We start from the raw sequence: 16,885 nt of genomic DNA, 5'->3' as shown, positions 1-16,885 counted from the left end.
ATTTCGGTTGCGATCACCCATCCTTCGCCGCAGGACCGGATCTTCTTCCCATTCGGCCGGATCCGGCGTATCACCGCTGGAACGCGAGGTGGGGAGCCGGAGACACGACGGACACGACGAACCGGGCCCGCCGTTCAGGCGGACCCGGTGAGTGCCTCTCCGGTGTGCGGTTCCTCGCCGCTCAGGCGAGCCCGGCGGATCCCTTCCCGGCTCCCGGGACGCGGCCCTCCCGGCCCGGCAGGCAGAGCCAGGCCGAGACCAGGCCGCCGAGCGCGCAGACGGCCCACAGCGCCCACTCGTCCAGGGCGTACACCGCGCCGCCGATGATCGGTCCGACGCCGGTGCCCGCCGCGATGGCGGCGCCGTACAGGCCCTGGTAGCGCCCGGCCATGGCGGGCGGAGCGAGGTCGCTCAGGTGGGCGCTGGCCATCGAGGCGTACAGCATCTCCCCGAGCGTCCACAGCAGTACGGTGGCCGCCAGCCAGCCCATGCCGCCCGCCAGGCCGGTCAGGGCCAGGCCGGCGCCGGTCAGGACGTTGCTCAGCGCGAGGACGTAGCCGGGGGTGCGGCGGGAGACCAGGCCGGTGACCGGCAGTTCGAGCAGCAGGACCAGCACGCCGTTGAGGCCCATCAGCAGGCCGAAGTCGGCCGCGGACAGGTGGTGCGCGTCGATGTGCAGCGGCAGGCCGACGGTGGACTGGATGTAGACGAACTCGGCGATCAGCGTCATGAGCAGGAAGCGCCGCAGGCGGCGGTCGGCGAGCGCCCGGCGGTAGCCCGGCTGCGGCGTCCCGGCGGCGGGGTCCGGCTCCGGGTCGTCCGGGGCGCGGGCCACGTCCCGCAGCAGGACGGCCGCTATGGCGGCGAACAGCAGGCAGGCCACGGCGTTCCCGACGAACAGCGCCACGTAGGACACCGTGGCCAGGAACCCGCCGAGCACGCCGCCGATCGCGGCGCCGACGTTCATCGCGAAACGGTGCACGGCGAAGGCCGCCAGCCGCTGCTGGGTGGTCGTCGTGGCGTCCATGAGCAGCGCGGCCGACGCGGGCCGGTAGACCTGGGAGGCCGTACCGGCGAGGAAGGCCAGCGTGACCAGCACGGGCAGCGAGTCCGACGCCGGGATGGCGGCCGTCGGCCCCGCCGTCGCCAGCATGGACGCCACGATGGTCCAGCGGCGCCCGATCCGGTCGGCGAGGTAGCCGCCGACCGCGTTGCCGAGGACGTTGCCCAGCCCGGCGCCGCCGAGCACCAGCCCGGCCGCCGCGGGCGGGATGTCCCGGCTGGTGAGGTAGAGGACCATGAAGACCGGCAGGAAGTTGCCGACCCGGACGACCAGCATGCCGAGGCCGAGGATCCACACCGGCGCGGGCAGCCGCCGTACGGTGTCGCGGAAACGGGGACTGCTGTCGTCCGACTGCGGCGCGCGTACGCTCACGGGACCGCCTCGGTGCGGATGGCGACCATCGCCGCCAGCCGCTCGCACGCGGCGGCGGCCTCCTCGGCCGTCCCGCCCCGCGCCAGGACGTGCCCGACCCGCTCCTCGCTCCAGGTGAGCGGGGGCACCTCGTCCCCCGGCCGGACCGAGATCTCCAGCTCCACCAGCGCGGGGTCGGCGAGGACGTCCTCGACGCCGGTCACCTCGGTCACCCTCCCCGGGGGCGGGGTGAGGAAGCGGATCGCGGCGCCGGCCCGCGGCAGGGGCGACCTGGTCAGCGGCTCGATGAGCCCGAGCCGCGAGCCGAGCGCGTGGCGGTCCATGTCGACGCCGTAGGCGATCTCGGTCAGCTCGTTGATCCGGTCGCCGCCGATGCGGGTGTGCGACTCGATGATCCGCGGTCCTCGGCCGGTCAGCTTGACCTCGGTGTGGCCGGGGCCGTCGCTCAGGCCGACCGCGTCGAGGAAGGTCATGACCAGCCGTTCGACCTCGCGCAGCAGCGGCTCGGGGTGCCGGCTGGGACAGGAGTGGCCGACCTCCACGAAGCCCGGCCCGCCGAGCACCTTGTCGGTCACGCCGACGAGGACGTGGCGGCCGCCGAAGCTCAGCGTCTCCACGCTGATCTCCGGCCCGTCGAGGAACTCCTCCATGAGGAACCGGTCGAGGGGCCCGGCCAGGTCGGACCTGTCGAACCGCGCCTCCAGCTCGCGGAAGCGCGCCGGGATCGCCGCGAGGTCCGCCTCGTCGCGTACGGCGAACACGCCGATGCTGCCCGCCTCGCAGACCGGTTTCACGAAGATCGGCAGCCCGTGGGCCGCGACGAACTCCCGCAGGTCCCGCTCGGTCTCCCCCACGGCGGCGGCGACCGGGCTGACGCCCAGTTCGTTGAGCCGCCGCCGCATCCGCCACTTGTCCAGCAGCAGGTCAACCGTCTCCAGCGAGTGCCAGCCCAGCCCGAGCATCCGGTCGATCTCCGCGGCGGGCCGGACGCCGAGCTCGTACAGCGACACCACGCCGTCGAAGGGATACGCCCGGTGGAGCGCCCGCACCAGCGGCAGCAGCCGTCCGGTGTCGGTGTAGTCGACGAGCAGCGCCTGGTCGACGTAGGGCCAGTGGGCCCGGTCGTACTGGCCGGGCTGCTGGATGTAGACGACGCCCATGCCGAGCTCGTGGGCCTTGCGCACGAGCTTGGGCCGGCCGCCGATCAGGGCTATCCTCGGCCGTCCGGTCCCGTCGCCGGTTCCGTGTGACGTCGCGTGCCCGGTCTCATGTGACATCGTCGGTCCTCCTCCGGTCGGCCCGCGCATCGGCGAAGGGCATCTCCGCCAGCGCCGCACGATCGATCTTCCCAGGCCGGTTCAGGGGAAGACGGTCAAGCCACACGTGGAAACGCGGAACCATGTGCCGCGGCAGACGGTCGCGGAGGCGGCCGGAGATCTCCTCATCGGACAGCGGCGTGCCGGCCAGGAAGGCGACGAGGGCCGCGCCTCCGGGGGCGTCCCGGCGCAGCAGCACCGCCGCGTCGGCCACCCCCGGGCATTCGCGCAGGGCGTGTTCCACCTCTCCGATCTCGACGCGGAACCCGCTGATCTTGATCTGGTCGTCGGTGCGGCCGAGGAAGACGTACTCCCCGTCGGGCCGCCGCCGTACGCGGTCCCCGGTGGCGTACATGCGCCGGCCGGGGGCGCCGGCGAACGGGTCGGGCAGGAACACCGCCGCAGTACGGCCGGGCAGCCCGAGGTATCCCCTGGCCAGGCCGGCGCCCCCGATGTACAGCTGGCCCGCCGCCCCGTCGGGGACGGGGTTCAGCTCCTCGTCGAGGACGTAGGCCCGGACGCCCCGGATCGGCCTGCCGATCGGCGCCCAGCGGGGCGTGGACTTGTCGCAGCGGTACCACAGGGGCGCGACCGAGGTCTCGGTGGGCCCGTAGCCGTTGTACACGACCAGCGGATCGGCGTCGGCGAGGCCGGGCCCGTCGAGCTGGGAGCCGCCGGTGATCACCAGCCGTACCCCGGCCCCGGCCAGCCGCGGCAGCAGCGACCCGCCGTAGGGGCCGAGCACCGCGGCCGGGATCTCCAGCACGGTCGCCCCCAGCGCCCGTACGGCGTGCGGCATCCTGGTCGCGGGCAGGTCGCCGGGGTCGGGGACGGCGACGCAGCCGCCGCAGCACAGCGGCATCAGCACGTCGTGCATCGTGCTGTCCACGGTGACCGCGAGCGTCCACAGCATCACGTCGTCCGGCCTGATGAGGTCGAGGTCCTCGATGGAGGCCGTCACCAGGTTGGCGAGGCCCTCGTGCGGCACGCCCACGACCTTCGGGCGGCCGGTCGAGCCGGAGGTGGTGATGGCGTAGGCCAGGTCGAGCGGGTGCGGCGCGGCCGGTGGGACCTCCGCCTCGTCCTCCGGGTCCGCCAGCGTGGGGTCGTCGATGAGCTGGGCTCCGGGCAGCCACCCGGCGGGGGCGGCGGCGAGCACCTGGCGGCATCCGGCGCCGTCGAGGATCTCCCGGTTGCGCGGCGGCGGGTCGCCGGGGTCCAGCGGCAGGCAGGCCGCTCCGGAACGCAGGATGGCGACGATGCCGATCAGCGCCTGCGGCCCGCGCGGCGCGACCAGCCCGATGATCCCGCCGGGCCCGGCGCCGCCGCGCCGTAGCCGGGCGGCGAGGCGGGCCGTGATCCGGCCGAACTCCGCGTAGGTCCACGACCCGCCGGAGGTCCTGACCGCGGTGGCGTCCGGCCGTTCCCGCACCTGCCGTTCGAACAGGTCGCACACGGTCGGCGTCACGTGGCCTCCCGCAGGCTCCGCGGCCGCATGTCGGTCCAGTTCGCGTCGATGCGGGCCAGGCACTCCGCCTTCGGCGCCGGACTCCCCACGGGCCGCCAGCCCGCGGGCAGGTCGCGGCCGGCCGGCCATATCGAGTACTGGTCCTCGTCGTTGACCACGACGAGGAACTCTCCGTCATCGGACATCTCGCGCTCGGTCCTCTCTCAACGCCCAGGAGATCGCCTCCGGGAGCACCGACTCCCAGGCGGCGTAGGTGTGGCCGCCGTCGCCGTACTCGCACCGCACCGCGTGGCCGGCGGCGGTCAGCTCCTCGCCGGTGCGTTTGACGGCCTCGACCAGGTCGAGGCCGTCGTCGAGCATGATGTCCGCCTCCTCCCGGCTCGCGTACAGGAAGAGCCGGGCCGGGGCGGAGGCCGCCGGGCCGAGCCGGTGCTCGCTCAGCGGGCCGGACAGCGCGACCGCCCCCTCGAAGGCGTCGGGGCGGCGCAGCGCGGCGCGGACCGCCGCGACCGCGCCGAGGCTCGCGCCGACCGCGACCGCCCGGCCCGGCCGCCACCGGTCACCCAGCCGGTCGCGCAGTACGGGCAGCAGCTCGTCGGCGAGCAGGTCCGGGTAGGCGTCGTCGAGGAGCTCCCGGCGGCGGGACGACCAGTCGGCGGGGCTGAGGAAGACCGCCGCGGCCGCGGGGACGCGGCCGTCGCGGACGAGCCGGTCCAGGACCGCCGGGAGGCGCATGACGTCCGCGAAGTCCGAGCCGTCGAGGACGACCAGGGTCCTCGTCACCGCGGCCGTGCCGTCCGGGACGAACAGGTCCACCCGCCGGTCGCCGCCCAGGGTCCGGCCGTGCCAGGTCCGCCGTTCCAGGCGGAGGCCGGCGTCGAGGGCGGCGTCGGCGGCGGGCAGGGTCTCGGTCAGGAGCGCCGCGGCGTAGGCGGCCGGCGTCCGGTGGCGCATCATGAGGCGGAGCGGCACCTCCCGGCCGAGCAGCCGCCGGACGGCCGCGGTGGCCCGCGGCACCAGCAGCGAGTGGCCGCCGTGGTCGAAGAAGTCCTCTCCGGCCGCGAGGGGGCGGCCCAGCACCCGCGACCAGGCCCCGGCGACGTTCGCCTCCAGGCCGTTTCCCGGCGGCGCGGCCGTACCGGGGTGGGGCGGGGCGGTCGACAGGTCGACCGGTGGCAGGCTCGCGCGGTCCACCTTGTTGTTGGGGGTCAGCGGGACGCGCGGGATCCGGACGAGGTGGTCGGGGATCATATAGGCGGGCAGCGTCTCGCGCAGCCGGTCACGCAGCGCCGCGACGTCCCCGGACCTGTCCGCGCCGTCCGTCACGACGTAGGCGACCAGGGCCGGGCCGGTGGCCGTCTCGGCGCGGACCACGACGGCCGAGACGGCCCCGTGGCGCAGCAGGGCGTGCTCGACCTCGCTCGTCTCGATCCGGTAGCCGCGGATCTTCACCTGGCGGTCGGCGCGGCCGAGGAAGTCGACGGCGCCGCCGGGCAGCCGGCGGCCCACGTCCCCGGTGCGGTACATGCGGGACCCCGGCGGGCCGTACGGGTCGGGGAGGAACGCCTGCGCGGTCAGCCCCGGACGGTCGTGGTAGCCGCGGGCCAGGCCGTCGCCGGCGAGGTGGATCTCGCCGCGCATGCCGTCCGGGACGGGGCGGAGGTCGCGGTCCAGGAGGTACAGGCGGGTGTGGGGGATGGGGTGGCCGATCGGCACGCGGCCGTCGCCGGGCTCCCCGTCGAAGACGGTGGCCAGCACGGTGCACTCGGTGGGCCCGTAGGAGGCCGTGACCCGGCAGCCGGGCAGCAGCTCGCGGGCGGCGCGGAAGCTCCTGGGGTTGACCACGTCGCCGCCGACGACGAGCTGCCGCAGGCCGGACAGTCTCCGCAGGTCCCGTTCGGCGAGGAGGTCGAGCTGCGGGGAGACCAGTTTCAGCGTGGTCACGCCGTGGTCGCGGACGACGGCCTCCAGGTCCTCCAGCAGGGCGCCGGTGCCGGTCACCACCACGCGCCCGCCGTGCGCGAGCGGGGCCCACTCCAGGACCGACACGTCGAAGGTGAGCGGCCCGGCCTGCAGGAACGTCGTGCCGGGGCCGATGTCGAGGTAGCGCGGGGCTCCGGCGACGAGCCTGCTGAGCGCACTGTGCGGAACGGCGACCGACTTGGGGGCGCCGGTCGAGCCGGAGGTGGAGATCAGGTAGGCCAGGTCGCCCGGACGCGCGGCCGTCGGCGGGTTCCCGGCGTCATGGCCGTCGTCCGGGCCGGGATCGCCGAGCACCAGCGGCGGCGCGACGCCGGCATCGGGGACGGGGACGGCGTCGGCGTCGGCGTCGGCGTCAGCGTCGGCGTCAGCATCGGCGTCGAGGATGGGGACGGTGGGGACACGGTGGGCCAGCGACGGGCTGACGACCGTGAGGACCGCCCCGGCGTCGGAGAGCATGAACCGCAGCCTGCCGGGCGGGAAACCCGGGTCGAGCGGGAAGTACGCGGCGCCGCACTTGGCGATGGCGAGCAGCACGACGAACCGGTCCGTGGTCTGCTCCAGGCAGACGGCCACGACCCGCCCCCGTTCCACGCCGCAGGCCGAGAGGTCCCTGGCCAGCCGGTTCGCCCGCCGGTTCAGTTCACCGTAGGAGAGCTCCTCCCCCGCGAGCTCCCCGGCGGTGCCGGTCACCGCCGTCTCCCGGGGGCGGCGCGCGGCCTGCGCCTCGACCAGCTCCACGATCGTGGCCCGCGGCGCCGGGTCGGCGGCGGCCGTCGCCGCAGCGGGTCTCCCGGCGAGATCCAGTTCGCGCAGCGGCCGGTCGGGCGCCGCCGACCCCTGGGTGAGGAGCCGGACGTAGCGCTCCGCCAGCGCGGCGATCGTCGTCTCGTCGAACAGGGCGGGACGGTAGACGAAGGTGGCGCGCAGCCGTCCGTCCACCGTCTGCGTGGTGAGCGACAGGTCGAACCGGGCGGTCACCGGCAGCTCCGGGTACCACCACTCCGGCGCGCCGGGGGCCTCCGCCAGCGCCGTACGGTCCCCCGCGTGGTTCACCACGACGTCGAAGATCGGGTTGCGCCGCTCCCCGGAGCCGGCCCGCACCGCCCCCACGATCCGCTCGAAGGGCACGTCCTGGTGCGCGTCGGCCGCCAGCCACACGTCGCGGGTACGGGTCACCAGCTCGCGGAAGGTCGTCTCCCGGCCGGACACGTCCACCCGCAGGACCACGGTGTTGACGAAGAAGCCGATCAGGTCCTGCAGCTCCGGGCGGGGACGGTCGGAGACGATCGCCCCGATGACGACGTCGTCCTGCCCGGTGAACGCGCCCAGCGCCGCGACCAGCGCGGCCGTCACCACCACGCCGGGACTCGCCCTGGCCCGCCAGGCGACCGCCGTCATCGCCGCGGTGTCCTCCTCGGACAGTTCCACCACGAGACTCGCGCCGGTCGCGTCGTCCCGCGCGGTGCGCGGCCGGTCGGTGGGAAGCTCCAGCCGCTCGTGACCGGCCAGCGTCCGTTCCCAGTACGCGAGCCCCGGCCCGAGCAGGTCGTCCGTCAGCAGGCGCCGCTGCCAGCGGGCGTAGTCGCCGTACTGGACCGGCAGGGCGGGCAGGCCCGGCGCCCGCCCCGACGCCGCCGCGCCGTACAGCTCGAAGAGGTCGCGGGCCAGCACGTCCATCGACCACCGGTCGGTGACGATGTGGTGCAGCGCCGCGAACAGGCCGTGCCCGTCCTCCAGCTCCGCCGTGACCACCCGCAGCAGCGGGGGCCGTGACAGGTCGAACGGCTCGGACGCGGCCCGTTCGACGGCCGCCCGCCACTCGCGGCCCGCCCGGACGACGGGCACCTCCACCTCGTCGGCGACCTCCTGCTCGGTCGTCCCGTCGGGCCGCAGGACGAACCGGGTGCGCAGGATGTCGTGGCGGCGGGTCAGGCCGGCGAGCGCGGCGGTGAGAGCCGGGAGATCGAGCCCCGCAGGAAACCGCCAGCCTCCGGTGATGTGGTACTGGTCGTGCGACGAGTCCAGCTGGCGCAGCCACCACAGGCGCTCCTGCCCCGCCGACAGCGGGAAGCGGCGCTCCGCGGGGTCGTGGAGCAGCGGGGACGGATTCGTCGGGCGCGGCTCGATCCTCGGCATCGTCTCCTACACCCTCCCCTCGGACTTCTCGCGCTCCTCGTGCGCCTCGTGCGCCGGCATGGCGGCCTCGACGGCCGCGGTGATCGTGCCGACGGTGCGGAAGGTGCCCTCCCGCAGCGCCTCCTCGGGCAGCTCGATCTGGAAGGTGTCCTCGACGGTGAGCATGAGCCCCATACAGGTCAGCGAGGTCATGCCCATGTTCCACAGGTCGTCGTCGACGCGGAGCTCGTATCCGTGGGCGGACAGGTTGAGCTGTTTGTCGACGATCCGCCGGACGGTCTCCGCCACGGGTTCCTGAGAGACGGTCATCGCCGCGCCTCCCCCGCCCCCGCGCCCACCGGCCGCGAACCGTTCCGGCCGGACAGGCGGTGGAAGTAGCGCGCGACCCGGCGCGCGCCCAGCAGGCTGCCCTGCGCGTACCAGAGGATGTCGGGGCCGAGCGCGTAGCCGATGTCCATCGTGTCGTAGAACTTCACGGCCATCGCCCGGTAGTAGTCGGCGATCTGCGTCGTGGTCATCTGCGGTGCGGCCTCCGCGCCCGTCTCGAACCAGGCGGCGAGGTTGTGCTCGACGTACTCGTCGATGGACCACTCGATGGTCCTGGTCTCGATCGGCGCGCGGGTCGGCCGGAACATCGGGTCGATGGTCCCCGGCTTGCCCTGCAGCTCGTTGGCGACGTGCTCGGCCAGCAGCGGGGCGCAGTGGAACCCGTCGCGGTAGGTCCCGGTCAGCAGGTACAGGCCGGACAGGGGCAGCCACCCGATCAGCGGGAAGCCGTCGAGCGTCACCGGGCGGTTCCCGGCCAGCCACCTGACGACCTCGTGCGAGGCGACCCGCTCGTCGAGCTGCTGCATCGAGTACTGGGCCAGGAAGCGGACGTCGGCCATCCAGGTCACGCTGGAGACCTGGTCCACCAGGCGGTTGGTGGCGCCGTAGTACTCCAGGTCGCCGGGGCCCGGCACGACGTGCAGCCCGCAGGCGAAGCCGCGGTTCGGCGTGCGGACCACGCTGCGGAACGGCTCGCCCCCGGTACGGCGGGCCAGCATCGCGAAGCCCAGCCCGGGGAAGGTCGGGACCATGTCGAGGTCGTCCAGGGCGGTCCGCACCAGCGCCTCACTGCGCGCGCCCGTCGCGACGACCACGGTGCCCGCCTCGATGACGTGGCCGTCGTCCAGCTCGACGCCGGTCACCGCCCCGTCGTCCCTGACCAGCGTGCGCACCGTCTGGTCGATCATGATCGTGTCGGTCTCGCGCAGCCGGGCCTCCAGCGCGTCCAGCACGCCGCGCGCGTCCACGGCGCCCTCGGCGGGCAGGTGGACCGCGCGCAGGGCGCGGGTGTCCCGCCTGGGCCGGAAGCCGGGGATCCCCTCGGGGTCGATCTCCTCCCACGGCTTTCCGTACTCGTCCAGAGCGTCGATCATGGCTGTGAAGTTGACCGTGTCCAGGTCGGCGCCGATGGAGTTCAGCACCACATGGGAGTCGGGGGCGACCAGCAGCGGTGAGCCGGTCGAGGAGTACCTCTCCAGCCGGTCGAGCACGTCGGGCCAGCGGTCGTGGGCGGCGACGCCGAGCTCGAACCTGGTACGGGAGGCGTCGGTGCGCAGCGACTCCGTGGTGGTCTCGCCGAAACAGCCCATCATGGCACCGGCGGCCTGGCTCGCGCCGCCCTCGCGATCGCTCGGGCCGACCACGACGACGGAGCCGATGCGGCGCTCGACCAGTTCGTCGGCCAGGAACAGGCCGAGAGCGCCGTTGCCGACGATGACGACGTCGGCCTGGGAGGGTCGTTCCGTTCTACTGACAGTCTCTTTGCGCACAGCAACCCCCTTGAAAGGGAAATGGGAATGACAGTGGTGCGAATACCGGAGTGATTACGGGCGGCACGGTGCCGCATTCAGAACGGATCACCCGGCGACGCGGCGCGGAACACGCGGGCGCATGACGTCTCCTGCCCGGCCACCGGCACGAGGAAAGGCCGACGACCCCGGAAAAGAACGGCGGCGCAAGGGCTCGCCGCGGGCAGGATGGTGCTAGCTAGGAGCCAGTCTCACTCTCCAGACCAGATGGGTGGCAACCGTCCTCGCTCAGGCGGCCCGGCCTGACGACGTCGGCCACCCTGCACAGTTGCCCACCATAAGCACGCCCCGGGAATACCGCAAGAGATTCCCGTAATTGTTCACACAGTGACTTAGCTCATTGTTAGAGATGATATTTACAAATATTCACGACCGAAAAGAAAGCAGCGGGTCAGAGGCCGGTCAGAAGCTCCCGCATGATGTCCAGCCCCGCCGGTCCGCTGCGCAGGGCGCGGGTGTGGAAGTCCTTCAGGTCGAACTCCGCGCCCCGGGCGGCCCTGACCTCCTCGCGCAGATCGAGCCAGAGCCGCTCCCCGAGCTTGTACGAGGACGCCTGCCCCGGCCAGCCGAGGTAGCGGTCGATCTCGTCGGCCGCGCGGTCCGGGTCCGTCAGCGTCCTGGTGCGCAGGAACTCGGCCCCCAGCTCGGGCGTCCACCGCTCCCCCTCGTGGAAACCGGCGCCCGCCGGGATCTCCAGCCTCAGGTGCATGCCCGCGTCGAGCACCACGCGCGCGGCCCGGAACAGGCTCTTGTTCAGCATGCCGAGCAGGGCGGCGTCGTCGAGCCGGCCGAACTCGCGCATCAGCCGCTCGGCGTAGAGGGCCCAGCCCTCGCCGTGGCCGTCGATGAAGCACAGCAGCCGCTGGAACCGGTTGAGGCCGGGCGTCGCCACCGCCGTGCCGATCTGCAGGTGGTGTCCGGGCACGCCCTCGTGGTAGAGGGTGCTGGCCTCACGCCAGGTGGGGAACTCCTCCCTGCCCGGCGGCAGCGACCACCAGATCGTGCCCGGCCGGCTGAAGTCCTCGGCCGGGTTGGTGTAGTAGGCACCCGTCCCGCCGCCCGGCGGCGCGATCCGGCAGTCCAGCCGCATCAGCTCGTCCGGGATGTCGAAGTGACCGCCCCGCAGGTCGGCCAGCGCCCGGTCGGACAGCTCCCGCATCCACGCCCGGAACCCGTCCTCCCCGCGCACGCGGTGGCGGGGGTCGGCGTCCAGCGCCGCCGCGGCCTCGGCGGGACCGGCCCCCGGCCGGATCCTCCCGGCGACCAGGGCCATCTCCGCCTCGACGCGGCGGAACTCCTCCAAGCCCCAGGCGTACGCCTCACGGGGGTCCACCCTCGCACCGAGGAACGTCCGCGACCACAGCCCGTACGACTCCTCGCCGACCGCGTCCCCGGCCGCCGCGGCCCTCGGCCCGAGCTCGTCCCGGAGGAAGACGGCCAGCTCCGCGTAGGCGCCGGCCGCCGCGTGCGCCCCCGCCCGCAGGTCGGCGCGCAGCGCGTCCCCCACGTCGGCCGGCCGGACGAGGCCGGCGAAGAAGCCGTCGGGGGCCGACCAGGTCTCGCACTGCGCGATGACCCGCCGTACCTGCCGCGCCGCCGCCACCCGGCCCCTTCCGGCCTCGGCCGACAGCGACGCCCGGTATCCGGCGAGCGCCCGCGGCACCGCGCCCAGCCGCCTGGCGATGACCTCCCAGTCCTCGGGGGTCTCCGCGGGCATCAGGTCGAACACCCATCGGATGCTCTGGACGGGGCTGGCGACCACGTTGAGGGCCGCCTGCGGCAACCCGGCCTCGTGCGTCTCCACCTCCAGGCCGATCCGTTCGGCGAACACCGCCCGCGCGACGCGTTCGCTCCCGTCGGCCGGGTGCGCGGCCGAGACCCGGGCCAGGGCGCTCCGGGCGAGCTCCGCGCGGGCCTCGTGGCCGTCCGGGGAGAGGTCGGGAAGCCGGTCGTCGTGACCGCCGATGCCGGCCTCGGTGGCGGCCACGGGGTTCAACCGTGCGTAGTCGTCGACGTAGGAGTCGCAGATGTCGTGCACAGTCAGGGGGCTCATGCCCCGCACGATAACCCCGGGAAACCGCCCCCGCCCGCGACTGTCCGCTCCCGGCCTCCGGGCACATGACCGTCACCCGGGAATTCGGGTCACCCCGTACGGCGTCCGCGAGGCGTGTCGAGCACCATGACCGAGTCCCCGAAATCAGCCACAATCTTGAGTTGGCCTCCCAGCGCCGTCACATAGGCGGCCAGGGTGGCGACTTCACTGATCGCTCCGCTTTCGATCTGTGAGACGCGAGCCTGGGACACGCCCATCGCCTGGGCGACGTCCTCCTGCCGCAGGCCGAGCTCACGCCGCGCCTCGGCGAGGCGGTAGGCCCGCTGGCGGGCCATCAGCTCCTCACCGAACCGGGCGACCTCCCCCTCGTCTTCGGGGCGGATGAGCTCGGCCCGCAGTTCCTCCCATGTCACCGCACGATCGCTCATTGCTTCCCCTCCTTGAGGTACAGGGCGAAACGCGCCTCCGCCGTCTTGATCGCCACGTCGTACCAGCCGTTCCAATCATCGGACTTGTCCCCGGCGACCAGGAAGACGGCTTGCCGCCATGGATCGAAGACGAAGAGCAGTCGCACTTCGCTCCGCCCACTGGATCCAGGTCTCAGTTCCTTGAGGTTACGGATGGTCGACCCTTGGAGCGTGTCCACCAGGGGCCGCCCCAGGCCGGGCCCTTCTTCGGCGACCCGGTCCAAGGCGGCAGCGATCAGTGAGAGTGTCCGCCGATCCACCTTCCGCAGCTCATGAAGCCAGTTACGAACCTCTGGGACCACCACTATCTGCCAGCTCACCTCAGCATAATAAATTTCTTATGTTGATCCAAGCAGGGGATTCGACCACTCAGTGCATCGAGCTCGTGACGATCGGCATGTGCACCCGTCCGGGTGATGCGATGCATCTCGGCCGACAGCCTGCGACCATGGCCACAGGCCTTTCACGGCGGCGCGGGTCGCTCTCAGCCGCCGTCCGGCCGTCGCCCGGCCGTGGCACGACGGCAGCGGGCCAGTTCGGCGCGCAGGTCACGCCGCAGCCCCCGGTCCAGGTCCGGCTGGGCGAGCGCGTGAGCGAAGTCGCGGGCGGCCTCGTCCCACCGTTCCAGCCGCATCAGCGCCGTGCCCCGGTTGTAGCGGGGCACCGGCGCCGCCGACAGCGCCACCGCCCGGTCCAGGTCGGCCACGGCGGCGACCGCGTCGCCGCGTTCGAACCGGACGGCGGCCCGGTTCGTCCACGCCTCGACCAGCTCGGGATCCCCGGCCAGGGCGCGGGTGAGCAGCTCGTCGGCTTCGGCGAGGCCGCCGCGCTCCGAGCGGATCAGCCCGAGGGTGCACAGCAGCGCGGGTTCCTGCGGGGCCAGCGCCAGCCCGGCCCGTGCGCCCGCCTCGGCCTCGTCGAGCGCGCCGTGCTCCATCTGCAGGTTGACCAGGGCGATCCTGGCGTCGAGGTGCCCGGGGTCGATGGCGAGCGCGCACTCCAGGTCGCCGCGCGCCCGCGTGGAACGGCCCCGCTCCTGCTGGAGCACGGCCCGGTTGTAGTACGCCTCGGGCAGGTGCGGTCCCAGGCGGATCGCGGTGCCGTAGTCCCTGATCGCGGCCCGGGAACGGCCCGCCGCGCGGTGCAGGGCCGCCCGGTCCACGTAGTACTCGCAGTTGCCGGGGTCGTGTGCGATCACGGTGTCGAGGTCGGCCAGGGCCCGCGCCGGATCGCCCAGGGCCAGGTGCACCTGCGCCCGGTTGTGGCGTAACCGGGCCAGGTCCTGCGGGCGCTCCCCTGGGGCGAGCACCGCCTCCAGCCGGGCCAGCCCGTCGTCGATCATCCGCAGCGCGCGGGCGGGCTCACCGGCCTTGGCGTCCAGCAGCGCCAGGCCCTGCTCGTAGAAGACGGTGGACAGCGTCCGCCGCCGCGGGTCGTCCAGTCCGGCGGCGAGATGGAGCGCCCGTTCCAGCCAGTGCCGTGCCCGCGCCGGATCCTGCTCCGCCGCCGGCAGGTGCCTGGCGTACAGCATGGCGGTGGCGTATGCGGCCGACATGGTGATCTTCGGGTCGTCGGTGGCGGCGCGCGCCTCATGGTAGAGGTCGAGTGCTTCGGCGGCGCGATCCAGCGCCGCCAGGGCGGTGGCCAGCCCGGTGGTGAACGCCCACCAGTGCCGCAGATCGCCGCCCGGGGTCACCATGGCGCGCCCGCTCCGGGCGACCCGGGCCGCGTGGTGGTAGAAGCCGCGGGCCAGGCTGTCGCCCAGGGCCGCACGGATCTCCTCCGGCCCCGGGCCTTCCGCCGCCGGCTCGCGGGCGCCGCCGTCCCGCAGGTCCAGGCGCACCGGGGACGACCCGACCCGGCGGGTCAACGCGTCCAGCAGTTCGCGGGTGGTCTCGTCGGCGTCGCCGACGTGGTCGAACCGCACCGTGACCGGGTGCCGGAGCGTATCCGCCCAGGCCGCCACGAACTCCGCCGCGCCGTAGGCCAGAAAGGCGGTGCGCCGGGCGGGGTGGAACCGGATCGGCTCCTCCTCGGCGGCCGGTCGTGCCGCGTGGTCGAGCCAGGGTGCGATGGCGTGCAGTTCGACCCGGTGGCGGGACGCCAGACGGGGACGGTCGGCGGCGATCCGGCCGAGGAAGGCCGCGACCCCCGCGTACGGTCCGTGGTCGCGATGGCAGTCGTAGCCGTCCGGCTCGCCGGTCACGGCGGAGCCGATCACCGCAGGGGCGGGCGCCCGGGAGCGCCCGCCGTCTCGGCAGCTACCAGCACCACTCGATCCAGAGCCGGCGGGCGCCGGACAGCAGGCGCACCGCACTCTTGCGGCGGACGGTCATCTTTCGCATGGACACCTCCGTGTGATCCGCTTCAGGACGCTTTGAGTGTAATCCGGCATACCGAAAATATGTAGGTCCCTCATGTTTTTAACCGGGACCCGGCGGTTCCAGCGCTTACCGGTTCGCTCTGAAGACCGCCCAGCAGAATGTGAGCCGACAGCTCCCCGTCCAGGTCGTCAGGAGATCGGGCGATTCATCGGGCGGGATCCCCGGTGAACGATGTGGCGTGGTCGGTGGCCCACTGGCGGAAGGTCCGCGCCGGCCTCCCGAGGAGGTCGGACACCGTCGAGGTGACGTACGCCGGGTGTCCCGTCGCGGCGTTCCACGCCGCCAGGAGCATGTCCACGGCCGGGCGCGCGGCTTCCGGGGCCTCGCGCCGGAACTCGTCGGGCGGCAGTTCCTCGAACGTCAGCCGGCGGCCCAGCGCGTCTCCGATGACGCGTACCTGTTCGGCCTGGGTGAGCGACTCGGGGCCGGTCAGGACGTAGTCGCCGCCGGTGTGTCCGTCCTCGCGCAGGATCCTCGCGATGACCTCGGCCACGTCCCGATCGTCGACCGGGGCCGTCTCGGCCGCGCCGTACGGCCATCGGACCACGCCTTCGCCACGGATCGCGGCGGCCCACCACATCAGGGCGTTCGACGCGAACATCCCCGGCCGGACGATCGTCGCGTCGAGCCCGGTGGCCGCGATGAGCCGCTCGATCTCGGCGTGCAGCGCCGCCATCGGGTTCGGCTGCCGGAAGAACGGGTGCGGGGTCCGGTGCGGTGCGGACAGGTAGACGACCCGCTGTGCGCGGGCGGCCAGCCGGTCGACGACGGCCGCCGCGGTCTGCGGCGGGGCGGTCCAGACCAGGAAGACCGTGCCGACGGCGTGCAGCGCGGCGTCCAGTGATTCGGGCACCGTGAGGTCGCCGGTGACGATCTCGACGCCGGCGGGCAGCGTCGCCGCCGACTCGGGGCGGCGCATGAGGGCGCGGACCGGCACGCCCGCGTCGGTCAGCAGGTCGACCACGGCGCGGCCGATACGTCCGGTCGCCCCGGTGACGAGCACCGGAGACCCTTCCGCGGGTGTCATGGCGGCCTCGTCATCACCGGAGGAGTGCGGTGGGTGTCTGTCCGTCTGTTCCATGGCCGCCACTTTTCCGTTACCGGGTTAAAAAAGCAACCTAGTAACAAATGTTACCCTGATGAGGTGAGCGAGCCGGTCGGGCTGCGGGCCCGCAAGAAGGTACGAACCCGGGACGCGATCGCCGACGCGGCGATCTCACTGTTCCTGGCGCACGGGTTCGACCAGGTGTCGGTGTCCGACATCGCCGCGGCGGCCGAGGTGTCGAAACCGACGCTGTTCCGCTACTTCGCCACCAAGGAGGACCTGATCCTGCATCGCTTCGCCGACCACAACGGTGAGGCCGCACGCGTGGTCCGCGACCGGCGCCCCGGCGTCACGCCGATGACGGCGCTGCACCGGCGTTTCCGGGAGGGTCTCGATCGCTTCGAGCCGGTCACCGGCCTCAACGACCACCCCGAGGTGGTGGCGTTCCATCGGCTGGTGTTCACCACCCCGAGCCTGGCGGGACGGCTCCTGCAGTACATGCTCGACGACGAGGACGCGCTGGCCGCCGTCCTCGACCCGGGCGTCCGGGGCCGGCTGCAGGCCGCCCAGGTGATCGCGGTTCAACGCGTACTGGCCCGGACCAACTGGCAGAGGATCGCCGACGGGCGGACCGCGCACGACGTGCGACCCGAGGCGGTCGCCGACGCCGACCGCGCCTTCGCCGGACTGCGCCACGCGACGGACGACTCCTGGCCCGCCTCTCCCTCTGAGTGATCCCTCC

General features: G+C 73.4%; 13 protein-coding genes. 1 reads left to right on the top strand and 12 read right to left on the bottom strand.

The genetic code is table 11. From position 1 onward, the window contains the following. Nucleotides 1-181 precede the first annotated feature (181 nt). The 12 genes from ACFYSC_RS23725 to ACFYSC_RS23670 form a co-directional block, all read right to left on the bottom strand. The gene (locus ACFYSC_RS23725) at nucleotides 182-1,435 is read right to left on the bottom strand and encodes an MFS transporter (protein WP_362935492.1); all 1,254 of its coding nucleotides are present in this window, start codon (nucleotides 1,433-1,435) and stop codon (nucleotides 182-184) included. Continuing rightward, nucleotides 1,432-2,712 (bottom strand): ATP-grasp domain-containing protein, encoded by a 1,281-nt coding sequence (locus ACFYSC_RS23720; protein WP_362935495.1) that lies wholly within the window; start codon nucleotides 2,710-2,712, stop codon nucleotides 1,432-1,434. Before ACFYSC_RS23720 ends, ACFYSC_RS23725 begins: the two co-directional genes overlap by 4 nt. Beyond that, nucleotides 2,702-4,219 carry an amino acid adenylation domain-containing protein gene (locus ACFYSC_RS23715; protein WP_389965443.1) on the bottom strand — a complete coding sequence of 506 codons (1,518 nt, stop codon included), beginning with the start codon at nucleotides 4,217-4,219 and terminating at the stop codon, nucleotides 2,702-2,704. Before ACFYSC_RS23715 ends, ACFYSC_RS23720 begins: the two co-directional genes overlap by 11 nt. Beyond that, on the bottom strand, nucleotides 4,216-4,404 hold the full coding sequence (locus ACFYSC_RS23710) for an MbtH family protein (protein WP_389965440.1): 189 nt from the start codon (nucleotides 4,402-4,404) through the stop codon (nucleotides 4,216-4,218). The genes ACFYSC_RS23715 and ACFYSC_RS23710 overlap by 4 nt, the downstream gene beginning before the upstream one ends. Beyond that, complete coding sequence (locus ACFYSC_RS23705) at nucleotides 4,394-8,338, bottom strand: amino acid adenylation domain-containing protein (protein WP_389965437.1); 3,945 nt, start codon at nucleotides 8,336-8,338, stop codon at nucleotides 4,394-4,396. Before ACFYSC_RS23705 ends, ACFYSC_RS23710 begins: the two co-directional genes overlap by 11 nt. A 6-nt stretch (nucleotides 8,339-8,344) precedes the next feature. Then, nucleotides 8,345-8,647, bottom strand: coding sequence for a phosphopantetheine-binding protein (locus ACFYSC_RS23700; protein WP_389965434.1), 303 nt, complete (start codon nucleotides 8,645-8,647; stop codon nucleotides 8,345-8,347). After that, nucleotides 8,644-10,155, bottom strand: coding sequence for an NAD(P)/FAD-dependent oxidoreductase (locus tag ACFYSC_RS23695; protein ID WP_389965431.1), 1,512 nt, complete (start codon nucleotides 10,153-10,155; stop codon nucleotides 8,644-8,646). Before ACFYSC_RS23695 ends, ACFYSC_RS23700 begins: the two co-directional genes overlap by 4 nt. Nucleotides 10,156-10,585: 430 nt before the next feature. Beyond that, nucleotides 10,586-12,247, bottom strand: coding sequence for a DUF885 domain-containing protein (locus tag ACFYSC_RS23690; protein ID WP_389965428.1), 1,662 nt, complete (start codon nucleotides 12,245-12,247; stop codon nucleotides 10,586-10,588). A gap of 89 nt (nucleotides 12,248-12,336) precedes the next feature. Then, on the bottom strand, nucleotides 12,337-12,675 hold the full coding sequence (locus ACFYSC_RS23685) for a helix-turn-helix domain-containing protein (RefSeq protein WP_389965426.1): 339 nt from the start codon (nucleotides 12,673-12,675) through the stop codon (nucleotides 12,337-12,339). Further along, nucleotides 12,672-12,974, bottom strand: a complete 303-nt coding sequence (locus ACFYSC_RS23680) for a type II toxin-antitoxin system RelE/ParE family toxin (RefSeq protein WP_389965903.1) — start codon at nucleotides 12,972-12,974, stop codon at nucleotides 12,672-12,674. The genes ACFYSC_RS23685 and ACFYSC_RS23680 overlap by 4 nt, the downstream gene beginning before the upstream one ends. A gap of 224 nt (nucleotides 12,975-13,198) precedes the next feature. After that, a complete protein-coding gene (locus ACFYSC_RS23675; protein ID WP_389965423.1) occupies nucleotides 13,199-14,920 on the bottom strand; it encodes a tetratricopeptide repeat protein in 1,722 nt (573 codons plus the stop codon). Between the two features lie 323 nt (nucleotides 14,921-15,243). Beyond that, complete coding sequence (locus tag ACFYSC_RS23670) at nucleotides 15,244-16,125, bottom strand: NmrA family NAD(P)-binding protein (protein WP_389965420.1); 882 nt, start codon at nucleotides 16,123-16,125, stop codon at nucleotides 15,244-15,246. Between the two features lie 117 nt (nucleotides 16,126-16,242). Here ACFYSC_RS23670 and ACFYSC_RS23665 point away from each other — a divergent pair, with 117 nt between their 5' ends. After that, entirely contained in the window at nucleotides 16,243-16,878 is a 636-nt protein-coding gene (locus tag ACFYSC_RS23665; RefSeq protein WP_389965417.1) for a TetR/AcrR family transcriptional regulator, read from the top strand. Nucleotides 16,879-16,885: the final 7 nt, after the last annotated feature.

The sequence above is a fragment of the Streptosporangium sp. NPDC004379 genome, assembly GCF_042873875.1.
Lineage (GTDB): Bacteria > Actinomycetota > Actinomycetes > Streptosporangiales > Streptosporangiaceae > Streptosporangium.
This window is presented reverse-complemented; position numbering and strand designations above follow the sequence as displayed.